General features: G+C 67.5%; 10 protein-coding genes and 1 pseudogene. 2 read left to right on the top strand and 9 right to left on the bottom strand.

Translation table 11 applies throughout. The features are described from left to right. The first annotated feature begins 190 nt into the window (after nt 1-190). Entirely contained in the window at nt 191-1174 is a 984-nt protein-coding gene (locus tag WA965_RS20580) for a DEDDh family exonuclease (RefSeq protein ID WP_526300110.1), read from the top strand. 7 nt (nt 1175-1181) lie between these two features. Here WA965_RS20580 and WA965_RS20575 read toward each other — a convergent pair whose 3' ends face one another. From WA965_RS20575 to glnT, 8 genes are all read right to left on the bottom strand, one after another. After that, nucleotides 1182-1565, bottom strand: coding sequence for an SHOCT domain-containing protein (locus WA965_RS20575; RefSeq protein ID WP_178357416.1), 384 nt, complete (start codon nt 1563-1565; stop codon nt 1182-1184). Between the two features lie 45 nt (nt 1566-1610). Beyond that, nucleotides 1611-3419, bottom strand: a complete 1809-nt coding sequence (gene leuA / locus WA965_RS20570) for a 2-isopropylmalate synthase (protein ID WP_526300108.1) — start codon at nt 3417-3419, stop codon at nt 1611-1613. A 214-nt stretch (nt 3420-3633) separates the two neighbouring features. Further along, the gene (locus tag WA965_RS20565) at nt 3634-4314 is read right to left on the bottom strand and encodes a helix-turn-helix domain-containing protein (protein WP_526300106.1); all 681 of its coding nucleotides are present in this window, start codon (nt 4312-4314) and stop codon (nt 3634-3636) included. Nucleotides 4315-4325: 11 nt separating this feature from the next. Beyond that, the gene (locus WA965_RS20560) at nt 4326-5531 is read right to left on the bottom strand and encodes an NAD(P)/FAD-dependent oxidoreductase (RefSeq protein ID WP_526300104.1); all 1206 of its coding nucleotides are present in this window, start codon (nt 5529-5531) and stop codon (nt 4326-4328) included. Continuing rightward, entirely contained in the window at nt 5528-6895 is a 1368-nt protein-coding gene (locus WA965_RS20555) for an FMN-binding glutamate synthase family protein (RefSeq protein ID WP_526300102.1), read from the bottom strand. The genes WA965_RS20560 and WA965_RS20555 overlap by 4 nt, the downstream gene beginning before the upstream one ends. Nucleotides 6896-6905: 10 nt before the next feature. Next, a complete protein-coding gene (locus WA965_RS20550; protein ID WP_526300100.1) occupies nt 6906-7601 on the bottom strand; it encodes a protein glxC in 696 nt (231 codons plus the stop codon). Further along, the gene (locus tag WA965_RS20545) at nt 7589-8497 is read right to left on the bottom strand and encodes a class II glutamine amidotransferase domain-containing protein (protein ID WP_526300098.1); all 909 of its coding nucleotides are present in this window, start codon (nt 8495-8497) and stop codon (nt 7589-7591) included. Before WA965_RS20545 ends, WA965_RS20550 begins: the two co-directional genes overlap by 13 nt. 24 nt (nt 8498-8521) lie before the next feature. Continuing rightward, nucleotides 8522-9838, bottom strand: a complete 1317-nt coding sequence (gene glnT / locus WA965_RS20540) for a type III glutamate--ammonia ligase (RefSeq protein ID WP_526300096.1) — start codon at nt 9836-9838, stop codon at nt 8522-8524. Between the two features lie 172 nt (nt 9839-10010). On the opposite strand from glnT, the gene bsh reads away from it, so the two are divergent. Beyond that, the gene (bsh, locus tag WA965_RS20535) at nt 10011-11000 is read left to right on the top strand and encodes a bile salt hydrolase (RefSeq protein ID WP_526448017.1); all 990 of its coding nucleotides are present in this window, start codon (nt 10011-10013) and stop codon (nt 10998-11000) included. On the opposite strand, the pseudogene WA965_RS20530 reads toward bsh, so the two are convergent. Beyond that, nucleotides 10996-11404: pseudogene (locus WA965_RS20530) on the bottom strand (nitroreductase family protein); the annotation flags it as partial. The gene bsh and the pseudogene WA965_RS20530 sit on opposite strands and share 5 nt — an antisense overlap.

The raw sequence follows: 11404 nt of genomic DNA, 5'->3' as shown, positions 1-11404 counted from the left end.
TCCGGCGCCCCTGCCGGTGACCCGCGACCCCCACCGCGCGGCGGCGCCCGCCGCGAGCGCGATCCGACCCCGTCCGGTAACCATCCCGGCAGTCTAAAAGAGACCGAACTGCGGCGACCGACACGCGGCGGATGGCGGCGGGCATGTCAGCGCCGCGTGCCATCCTCGAACGGTGAGCTCAACCGCCGGAATGCACTGGGGCCGACCAGCCGACCAGACCGGCGCCGGTTGGGCCGTCGTCGATGTGGAGACCTCAGGCTTCCATCCGGGGCAGGCCCGCATCGTGAGCATCGCGGCGCTGGCGCTCAGTGACGACGGGAACGTCGAGAAGAGCCTCTACAGTCTGCTGAACCCCGGCGTCGACCCGGGACCCACACATGTGCACGGGCTCACCTCCGAGATGCTGGAGGGGCAGCCGACCTTCGGCGATGTCGTCGCCGACCTGACCGAGCTGCTGCGAGGGCGCACCCTCGTCGCCCACAATGTCGGCTTCGACTACGCCTTCCTCGCGGCCGAGGCGGAGCTGGTCGGGGCCCACTTACCGGTCGAGACGGTGATGTGCACCGTCGAACTGGCGCGGCGCCTCGACCTGGGCACCGAGAACCTCCGACTCGAGACGCTCGCCCGTCACTGGGACATCACGCAGATGAAACCGCACGACGCCCTCGACGACGCGATGGTGCTGGCCCAGATCCTCAAACCGGTGCTGGTGCGTGCCGCCGAGCGCCGGACGTGGCTGCCGGTCCATCCGGTGACGCGCCGTACCTGGCCCAACGGCACCGTCACCCACGACGAGCTGCGCCCGCTGAAGGTGCAGGCCGCCCGGATGCCGTGTCCCTATGCCAACCCCGGACGGTTCGTGCCGGGACGGCCGCTGGTCCAGGGGATGAGGGTGGCGCTGGCGTCCGAGGTGAGCCACACCCATGAGGAGCTCGTCGAGCGCATCCTGCACGCCGGGCTGGCTTACACCGACGCGGTGGATCTGCACACGTCGCTGGTGATCTGCGACGACGATGCGCCCGAGCAGGGCAGGGGATACCTGGCCAGGGAGTTCGGCGTGCCGCTGCTCGCCGGCGCCGAGTTCCTGCAGAAGCTGGACTCGGTGCTCGGCGGTCCCGCCATCGACGAGTTCGTCGACACTTCGGCGGTCGCCGATCAGTTCACGTTGTTCTGAACCGCTACTAGCTGAGCGCCTTGGTTTTCAGCGCTTCGAACTCCGCCGCGCTGATGGTGCCCGAGTCCAGCAGCGCCTTGGCGTCGGCGATCTCCTGCGCAGGTGACCGTCCGGCCGCCTGCTTGATGTAGTCGTCGGTCTGCGCCTTGGCCTGCAGCGCCTGCTCGCGTGCCCGCTCGGCCATGCCCTTGCCGCGCGCGATGAGGTAGACCAGCGCCGTCAGGTACGGGATCAGGATCAGGAAGATCACCCAGATCGCCTTGACCACGCCCGAGGTCTTGTGATCACGCCAGAACAGGTCAGCCAAGATGTTGAACAGGATCATCAGGTACGCGATGAACGCGAAGATGACGACCGCTGACCACAGAAAATCCCAGAACGAATCCCACATGACGGCTACTCCTCAACCGAGTCGCGCGGTTTGCGCGGACGTCAGTTAACCACGTGCGGCACGGTTCACGGCCGACACAACGGCCCGAAGTGACGCAGTTGTGATGGAGGTCGCGATCCCGGCGCCCCAGACGGTCTTCCCGCCGATCGAGGCCTCGACGTAGGCCGCGGCCTGGGCTTCCTCGCCCGCCGACATCGCGTGCTCGGAGTAGTCGAGCACGCTCACGTCGTAGCCGACGGCACCCAACGCGTCGCAGAACGCCGCCAGCGGTCCGTTGCCCGCGCCCACGATCTCGCGTTCCACCCCGTCGATCTTGACGATCGCGGTGATGGTGTCGGTGCCGCCGTCGACCTCTGCGGCGTCCACCTTCTGGCGCATCCGCTCCAGCGGCGTGATCGGGGCCAGGTACTCCTCGTGGAACGCGTCCCACATCTCCTTGGGCGACACCTCGCCGCCCTCGCCGTCGGTGATCTGCTGAATGGCCTGGCTGAACTCGATCTGCAGTCGGCGCGGCAGCGCCAACCCGTGGTCGGCCTTCATGATGTAGGCGACGCCGCCCTTGCCCGACTGGGAGTTCACCCGGATGACTGCCTCGTAGGTGCGGCCGACGTCCTTCGGGTCGATGGGCAGGTAAGGAACCTGCCACAGCATGTCATCGACATCCGAATCCGCCTCGTCGGCAGCGACTTTCATCGCATCCAGGCCCTTGTTGATGGCGTCCTGGTGGCTGCCGGAGAACGCGGTGTAGACCAGGTCGCCACCGTAGGGATGGCGCTCGGGCACAGGCAACTGGTTGCAGTACTCGACCGTGCGCCGGATCTCGTCGATGTTGGAGAAGTCGATCTGCGGATCGACACCGCGGCTGAACAGGTTCAAGCCCAGCGTCACCAGACACACGTTGCCCGTGCGCTCACCGTTGCCGAACAGGCAGCCCTCGATGCGGTCGGCGCCGGCCGCGTAGCCCAATTCGGCTGCGGCAACCGCGGTTCCGCGATCGTTGTGGGGGTGCAGGGACAGGATGATCGAGTCGCGACGAGCCAGGTTGCGGCTCATCCACTCGATCGAGTCGGCGTAGACGTTGGGCGTGGCCATCTCGACGGTGGCCGGCAGGTTCACGATCAGCGGTGTTTCCGGCGTGGGCGCGATGATGTCGGAGACGGCGTCACACACCTCGACGGCGTACTGCAGTTCGGTGCCGGTGTAGGACTCCGGGGAGTACTCGAACCGCCAGTGGGTGCCGGGGTACTTCTTGGCCTCCTCGACACACAACCGGGCACCCTCGGTGGCGATCTTCTTGACAGCGTCGCGGTCGGCGCGAAAGACCACGCGCCGCTGCAGGATCGACGTCGAATTGTAGAAGTGCACGATCGCCCGCGGCGCACCCTCGCATGCGACGAAGGTTCGTTCGATCAGCTCTGGTCGGCACTGCGTCAGCACCTGGATCGTGACGTCGTCGGGAATCGCACCCTCGGTGATGATCTCGCGGACGAAGTCGAAGTCGGTCTGGCTCGCCGACGGGAAGCCGACCTCGATCTCCTTGTAGCCCATCCGTACCAGCAGGTCGAACATCCGACGCTTGCGTTGCGGGCTCATCGGGTCGATCAGCGCCTGATTGCCGTCGCGCAGATCCACCGCGCACCACATCGGCGCGGTGTCGATCACCTTGTCGGGCCAGGTGCGGTCGGCCAGCCGGATTTCTTCGACCTCATCAGCGAAACTGCGGTAGCGGCTCACCGGCATGGACACGCCACGCTGGGTGTTCCAGGACGGCTGTTTCGGATGGGGCGCACCGGCGGGGGTGTTGATGGTGCGTACCGAGCTGAAGGAATCAGCGGGGTTGAAGTTCTCAGTCATCTCGTGCTCCGGAAGGTCTGGGGATTTCTCAGACCGGCGCATCGCGAAAACCCGCGACGGGAAGCCGGTCTGGACTAAACCCCGTCGCGGCGTCCGAGAAGGAGCACCCGCTGCACGGAGTTGACTGTACTCCCGTGCGTCTCGATGCCAAAACCCCCATCGAGACTGCGGTCGGGGCGGCGGTTGCTCACGGGTCGTCGCCCGCAGCGCAGCCTCAACGCCTCAGAACCTGCGAGTCCGGGAACGCGATCACCGACAGGAACCGGATGGGCAGCGACACCAGGTCGATGGGGCCGTGCGCGCCCTCACCGTCGATCTGCAGTGAATCGCCCGGGTGCAGCCGGTAGATCGACCGGCTGTGGCTGTAGTCCATGACGCCCTCGAGCATGTAGATGAACTCGGTTCCGGGGTGCTGGAACAGCGGGTAGGTCTGGCTCTTCTCCGACAGTGTGACGTGCAGGCACTCCAGGCGTTTGTGCTCGCCGCGCAGCGATCCGAGCAGCTGGTACTCGTGGCCCTCCTTGGTGCCGTTGCGCGCGATCCGGGCGCCGTTGCCGGCCTTCACGAACGCGGCTGGCCGCTCCACGTCGGCTCCGCGGAACAGGCTGGTCACGGGCACGTCGAAGCCTTTTGCCAACAGCGCGAGGGTGGACAGGCTGCAGGAGGTCTGGGCGTTCTCGATCTTGCTCATCATGGCCTTGGAGATGCCGATGCGAGCTGCGGTCTCGGCCACGGTCAGGCCCTGCTGCAGCCGTAGCTGGCGCACGTTGTGTCCGATCGCGGCCTCGATCTCGAGCTCTTCGACCGGCTCGGCTGGATCACGGTCACGGGCGGTGCCGGACTTGTTGCGAAGCAGCGGCACGTTGTCGTCGGCGTGAGAGTCAGGCGGGGCCACAGTGCTCCTGTCTAGCGCATCTGGCCGGCCCCGACGTACGGGTAGGGCGTTTTGAGCAGCTCGCCCTCGGCAAATCGGGAAAAGCGGAAGTCCGAGGACGGGATGCGCGGGTCGCTGCCGTGCCCATCGACGACGAGGTCGGCGACGAGCCGGCCGACCGCGGGCGCGATCTTGAAACCGTGGCCGCTGAAGCCGGCCGCGATCACCAACCCGTCCAGCGGCGCCCGGGAGATCACCGGGTTCCAGTCCGGCGTGACGTCGTAGCAGCCTGCGTAGCTGCCGGCGATGGATGCGTCGGCGAAGCCGGGAAATCGGGTCCCCACCTTGTCGACGGTGACGTCGACCGCGGCCTCGGTGGCCCGGTTGAGGTAGTCGTCGGGATCGGCCGGATCGATGTGGTCGTAACCGGGCAGATCGCTGTTGCCGAACAGGATGTCCCCGCCCACCTCGGGGCGGACATACTGCAGCGACACCAGATCGGAGAAGACGGGGACGGGACCTGTATCGAGCCCGGGGCTGATCATCACGATCTGCTCGCGCACCACCCGGATCGGCACGTCGATGCCGTAGGGCGCGAGGAACGGCCGGGTCCACACGCCGGTGGCGACGACGACGGTGCCCGCCGAGATCTCCGAGCCGTCGGCGAACCGCACTCCGGTGACCGTGTCGCCGTCGACCAGCAGGCCGGTGGCCGCACATCCTTGGCGAACCCGAACCCCGGCCGCGCGGGCGGACGTCGAAAACGCCTGTGCGGTCTGGTAAGCGTCGCCGTACCCGCCGCGGGCCTCCCAGCCGAACGCGGCGAACGGTGTCAGATCCGCGAACGGCCACAGTCGCGCGACCTCGCTGTGGTCGATCTCCTCGGTCTGCACCCCGACGGCGCGCTGGGCGGCCATGCTCTTGCGCAGCGAGTCCACGTTGGGATCGCCGACGCCGACGACGTAGCCGGTCTGGCGGAACCCGATGTCGGTGACGTCGTCTCCCAGGAAGTCCTGCGGACGCTCGAAGACCTCCAGCCCGTCGGCGGCCATCGCGGCCAGCGAGCTGACGCCGTAGTGGCAGCGCACGATGCCGCTGGACTTGCCGGTCATCCCGGAGCCGACCGTGTTGCGTTCGGCCACAACCACATCCGTGCACCCGCGCCGACTCAGTGCCCACGCGGCCGCGGAGCCCTCGATGCCGCCGCCGACGATGACGACGTCCGCGGTCTCGGTCATGAACGCATGCCCGGGATCCAGTCCGTGCCCGCCAGCGGCACCCGCGCCATCGCCGCGGCCTCGATGCTCACCGCGACGAGGTCGTCGGGCTCGAGGTGACAGACGTGCGACTTGCCGCAGGCCCTGGCGATGGTCTGGGCTTCCATCGTCAGCACCCGCAGGTAGTTGGCCAACCGGTGACCGCCTGCCACCGGATCGAACCGGGCGGCGAGTTCAGGGTCCTGGGTGCTGATTCCCGCGGGGTCGTTGCCGTCCTGGTAGTCGTCGTAGAAACCCGCTGCACTGCCGATCTTCTCGTACTCGGCAGCGTATCGAGGGTGGTTGTCGCCCAACGCGATCAGCGCCGCGGTGCCGATCGCGACCGCGTCGGCGCCCAGGGCCAGCGACTTGGCCACGTCCGCGCCGTTGCGGATGCCACCGGAGACGATCAGTTGCACCGATCCATCTCCCGTCGCTCCGCTCGCCCCGGCGCCTCGGTGCACGCCGAGTTCCTGCAACGCCTGCACGGCCTGTGGGATCGCCGCGAGGGTGGGGATCCCGACGTGCTCGATGAAGACGTCCTGGGTGGCTGCCGTGCCACCCTGCATGCCGTCCACCACCACCACGTCCGCGCCGGCGTGCACCGCGAGCTTGACGTCGTAGTACGTGCGGGTGGCGCCGACCTTGACGTAGACCGGCTTGCACCAGTCGGTGATCTCGCGCAGTTCGTTGATCTTGATGGTCAGATCATCGGGGCCGGTCCAGTCCGGATGCCGGCACGCCGAGCGCTGATCGATGCCTTGGGGGAGGGTCCGCATGCCCGCGACGCGCTCGGAGATCTTCTGCCCCAGCAGCATTCCGCCGCCGCCCGGTTTTGCGCCCTGGCCGAGCACGATCTCGATGGCATCGGCCTTGCGCAGGTCGTCGGGGTTCATCCCGTAGCGCGATGGAAGGTACTGGTAGACCAGGTACTTGCTCTGGCCGCGTTCCTCGGTCGTCATCCCGCCGTCACCGGTGGTCGTCGACGTGCCGACCTCACTGGCGCCGCGGCCCAGCGCCTCCTTGGCCGGCCCCGACAGCGCACCGAAGCTCATGCCGGCGATGGTGACCGGGATGTCCAGATGCAAGGGGTGTTTGGCGAACCGACTGCCGAGCACGACATCGGTCGCGCAGCGCTCCCGGTATCCCTCCAGCGGATAGCGGGACATCGACGCGCCCAGGAACAGCAGATCGTCGAAGTGGGGTAGCGCGCGTTTGGCGCCCCAGCCGCGGATGTCGTAGATGCCGGTGTCGGCGGCACGCTGGATGGCCGCGATGGTGGCCCGGTCGAACGTGGCCGATTCGCGCAGTCCGCGGCGGGCCCGGTCATCGCTGGTGTCACTCATGGGTTCCGTCCTAGTACGCCGCAGCGTTGTCGACGTGGAAGTGGTACAACGACCGCGCCGACCCGTACCGGGTGTACGCACTGGTGTCGTCGGCACCGAATCCCGCCGCCTTCAACAGTTCTGCGAGTTCGGTGTGGTGCTCGGCTTCCATCGGCTTGGCCACGCAGTCGGCGCCGAGCGATGCCACGTCGCCGCGCACGTACAGGCGAGCCTCGTAGATCGAATCTCCCAGCGCCTCGCCCGCATCGCCGCGGATCACCAGGCGCCCGGCCTGCGCCATGAACGCGCTCATGTGACCGACGTTTCCGCCGACGACGATGTCGACCCCCTTCATCGAGATGCCGCATCTCGCAGCGGCATTGCCGTCGATGACGAGCAGCCCGCCGTGTGCCGTCGCGCCTGCGGACTGTGATGCGTTGCCCTTGACCCAGACCGAGCCACTCATCATGTTCTCCGCGACGCCGGTGCCGGCGTTGCCGTTGATGATCACCTCGGCGTGCTTGTTCATCCCGGCGGCGTAGTAGCCGACGTGGCCGTCGATGGTCACCTTGACCGGGCGGTCCAGGCCGACGGCGACATTGTGTGCACCCGCGGGATGTCCGATGACGAACTCGCCGGCGAGATCCGGTGCGTGCAGGGCGGTGTTGATCTCCCGAAGCGGGGAGTCGCGCAGATCGAACGATGTGCCATTGATCATCTGCTCCATGCGTACACGACCTCCGGTTCGGGTTCCCAGATCCGGGCCTTCTCGACGCCGGGTAGGGCGGCAAGGGCGCGGTACTCACTGCCCATCGCCACCCAGTCGTCGGTTTCGGCGATGACCGCCGGCTTGCAGGCGATCGCGTCGCGGACCACCGCGAACGAGTCGCGGTTGGAGACCAGCAGCGTGTAGAAGCCGTCGAAGGTGGCGCACAACGTCTTGAGCGCGGTCTCGACATCCCGGCCCTCGGAGAGCAGCCTGGCGATGAACCGGGCGCCCACCTCGGTATCGTTCTCGCTGTCGAAAGGCACACCGGCAGCGCGCAGTTCACGCCTGATGGTGGCGTGGTTGGCAAAGGAGCCGTTGTGCACCATGCACTGCTCCGGCCCGACCGCGTAGGGGTGGCAACCCGCGGCTGTCACGGCGGACTCGGTGGCCATCCGGGTGTGGCCGACACCCTGCCAGCCCTGGGCCTTCTCCAGTTGCCATCCGTCGGTGAGCTGTCGCGGGTGTCCGACACCTTTGAGAACGGCCATGTCCGAACCGAATCCGGCTATCAATGCCTGCGGGTACACCGATCGCACGGCGCGCAGAAGCGTTTCGGAGTCCAGGTCGGCCGACAGCAGATAACTGCCCTGAACTGCCACGCCGCCGACGTCGCTGCCGAGGGCCGTTCCGACCGCGGAGGTCACCAGGGCGACGTCGTCGACGAGCCCGGCGCCGAGGTCGGCCACCGAGACGCAGCCCTGTCCTGGCGGTGACCAGGTCGGGTCGCCGTAGACGGCGACGCCGGCGGAGTCGCTGCCGCGGTCACCCATCTCACACAGCATGCCGGTGAGCAGTTCTCCGAGTTGGGGATACAACTCGGGGGTGCGCAGGTGTAGTCCGACGATCCCGCACATGGCTTGCTTCCCTTCGTTTTCGGCTCAGAAGGCCGTCAGGTAGTTGTCGAGCTCCCACGGGCTGACGTCGCTGTGGTAGGCGAAGAACTCCTCGCGCTTGACCTTCGCGAAGTAGCCGGCGACGCCCTCACCCGCAGCGTCGAGCACCCCGGTCACCACGGGATCACCCTCGAAGTCCTCAACCGCGTGCAGCAGGGTCGGAGGTAGCGCGCGCGAGCTGACACCGCCGCCCACGCCACCGGGGTCGGTGCTGCGCTTGACGCCGTCCAAGCCAGCGCCCAGGGACGCCGCGATCGCGAGATACGGGTTGGCGGCTCCGTCCCCGCCGCGCAACTCGATCCGGTCGCCGTCGGGAACACGGATGTAGTGGGTGCGGTCGTTGCCGCCGTAGGTGGGCAGTCGCGGCGCCCAGGATGCTCCCGACGCTGTCGAGAGGGCACCAGTTCGTTTATAGGAGTTGACTGTCGGGGCGATGACCGCCTGCAGGGCGCAGGCGTGGTCGAGGATTCCGCCGATGAACCCGTAGGCGGTTTCCGACAGGCCGAGACCACGACCGTCCGCATCGCCCGAGCCGACCGGGAACACCGGGGAGCCGCCGCTGGTCAGAGACAGGTGCAGGTGCAGCCCGCTGCCGGTCTTGTCCGAGAACGGTTTCGGCATGAAGGTGGCGATCATGCCGCGCTCGGCCGCGATCATCGACAGCAGGTAGCGCAGTGTGACCACGCGGTCGGCGGTGATCAGCGCCTCGGCGAACTTGAAGTTCTGCTCGAACTGACCGTTGCCGTCCTCGTGGTCGTTGGCGTAGTTGGACCACCCCAGCTGGTTCATCGCCGACGACACCGCGGTCAGATGGTCATACATCCGGGTGACACCGCGGGCGTCGTAACAGGGTTGGGCGGCGGTGTCGGCCGCGTCGGCGACCGTCACGCTGCCGTCGTCCCGGCGGCGCAGCAGGAAGTACTCGACCTCGGCGCCGACCCAGGGTTCGAACCCGGCGTCAGCGCACTGCTCGACGAGTGCCTTGAGGATGACGCGCGGCGCGTACGGCCACGGCTTGCCACTGACGTGCGGGTCGCAGTGCACGATCGCCAGGCCGTCCTTGATGAACGGGATCGGTGTGAACGACGACGGGTCGGGGATCGCCATCAGGTCGGGATCTTTGGGTTCCTGGCCCATGGCGCCGACCGCGTACCCGGCGAAACCCACGCCCTCGGTGGCGAGCAACTCGACGGCCTCGACCGGGACCAGTTTGGCGCACGGCTTACCCCGCAGGTCCACGAACAGCGCGAGGATGAACTTCGTCCCGGACTGCTCAGCCTTGGTGGCGAGGTCGGATGGCATTCGGATCACCTCTGTCTCTTAACGGGAATCAAAGTATCACGGAGTGAAACAACGTGCAGCGCGAGGAAACACCGCGTGCCGCCTGTGGACTGACAGTCAGCGGTTGTTGTTACGGCCGCGGTCGTGTGTCGTTTCGGGGCGGTAACCACGTCGGGCCGATACGGTGCAACGCGTGTGCACCCGTGTGGTTTACCTCGGCCCGGAAGAGCGGATCGTCACCGGCAGGTCCATGGACTGGACCGTCGAGATCGGCACCAACCTGTGGGCCTTTCCTCGCGGGGTGCGACGCACCGGTGAGGCCGGGCCGGACTCGGCGACGTGGACGTCGACCTACGGAAGCGTGGTGGCCAGCGGCTACGACATCTCCACCACCGATGGCCTGAACGAAGCGGGGCTGGTCACCAACCTGCTGTGGCTGGCCGAATCGAAGTACCCGGCCAACAGCGGGGACCGGCCCGCAATGTCACTGGCGGTGTGGGCGCAGTACGTCCTCGACAACTTCGCCACGGTGAGTGAGGCGGTGGCGGCGTTGACCGCGACGCCGCTGCGGGTGGTCACCGCCGAGGTTCCCGGTCAGGAGCGGCTGGCCACCGTGCATCTGGCGATGTCGGATGCCAGCGGGGACAGCGCCATCGTCGAGTACATCGACGGTGAACAGGTGATCCACCACGGCCGGCAGTACCAGGTCATGACGAACTCGCCGACCTTCGACAAGCAACTCGCGATCACCGAGTACTGGGACGAGATCGGCGGCACCGTGATGCTGCCCGGAACCAACCGGGCAGCCGACCGGTTCGTGCGCGCCTCGTTCTACGTCAACGCGGTGCCCAAGACCGCCGACCCGCTGCTGGCCGCTGCGTCCGTGTTCAGCGTGATGCGCAACGTCTCGGTGCCCTACGGCATCACGACGCCCGACCAGCCCAACATCTCCTCCACGCGCTGGCGCACCGTCGTCGACCATGCGTCGCTGCGCTACTTCTTCGAGTCGGCGTTGTCTCCCAACACTTTCTGGGTCGAACTCAAGAACCTCGACCTCTCCGAGGGCGCGCCCACATTGCGATTGAACCTCGGCGAAGGCGAGAAGACCATCTACGCCGGCGATGCGAGCGCACAGTTCGTGCAGGCCGAGCCGTTCGCCTTCCTGGGCGTGCCGACCAGTTGAGGACAACCTCGTTCAACGGGAGGCGCTCGCGGGGCATCGCGTCGCGCTCCGTGATCTGCGGGTCCGCCCGGGCGTAGTCACCCAGCACGCCGACGGCGATCACCACCAGCGGACGCATCCCGTCAGGCAGGTGGAACACCTCGGCGGCTCCACGGGCGTCGAACCCCGCCATCGGATGGACGATCAGCCCGCGCGAGACGGCTTCGATGCTGAGGTTGGCCATCGCGGCGCCGGCGTCCACCGCGGAGTACAGCGCTGTCTTGTCGTCCTCGCCTTCGTCGGCGCAGAGCAGGATCAGGGCAGCGGCGGCCTTGGCGTAGCTGTTGCCGCGGCGGAGCAGCTCCGCGATCGCGGCGAACGCGGGGTCGTCGCGCAGGCCGACGACGAACCGCACCGGCTGGCGT

This window comes from Mycobacterium sp. (genome assembly GCF_049683935.1).
Lineage (GTDB): Bacteria > Actinomycetota > Actinomycetes > Mycobacteriales > Mycobacteriaceae > Mycobacterium.
The sequence above is the reverse complement of the archived record's forward strand: the minus strand, read 5'-3'. Positions and strand labels throughout refer to the sequence as shown.

What these genes read in the sequence shown, in the direction of transcription:
- WA965_RS20580 (WP_526300110.1), top strand. Translation starts at nt 191, where the DNA reads ATGCACTGGGGCCGACCAGCCGACCAGACCGGCGCCGGTTGGGCCGTC.
- WA965_RS20575 (WP_178357416.1), bottom strand. Translation starts at nt 1,565, where the DNA reads ATGTGGGATTCGTTCTGGGATTTTCTGTGGTCAGCGGTCGTCATCTTC.
- leuA (WP_526300108.1), bottom strand. Translation starts at nt 3,419, where the DNA reads ATGACTGAGAACTTCAACCCCGCTGATTCCTTCAGCTCGGTACGCACC.
- WA965_RS20560 (WP_526300104.1), bottom strand. Translation starts at nt 5,531, where the DNA reads ATGACCGAGACCGCGGACGTCGTCATCGTCGGCGGCGGCATCGAGGGC.
- WA965_RS20555 (WP_526300102.1), bottom strand. Translation starts at nt 6,895, where the DNA reads ATGAGTGACACCAGCGATGACCGGGCCCGCCGCGGACTGCGCGAATCG.
- WA965_RS20550 (WP_526300100.1), bottom strand. Translation starts at nt 7,601, where the DNA reads ATGGAGCAGATGATCAATGGCACATCGTTCGATCTGCGCGACTCCCCG.
- WA965_RS20545 (WP_526300098.1), bottom strand. Translation starts at nt 8,497, where the DNA reads ATGTGCGGGATCGTCGGACTACACCTGCGCACCCCCGAGTTGTATCCC.
- glnT (WP_526300096.1), bottom strand. Translation starts at nt 9,838, where the DNA reads ATGCCATCCGACCTCGCCACCAAGGCTGAGCAGTCCGGGACGAAGTTC.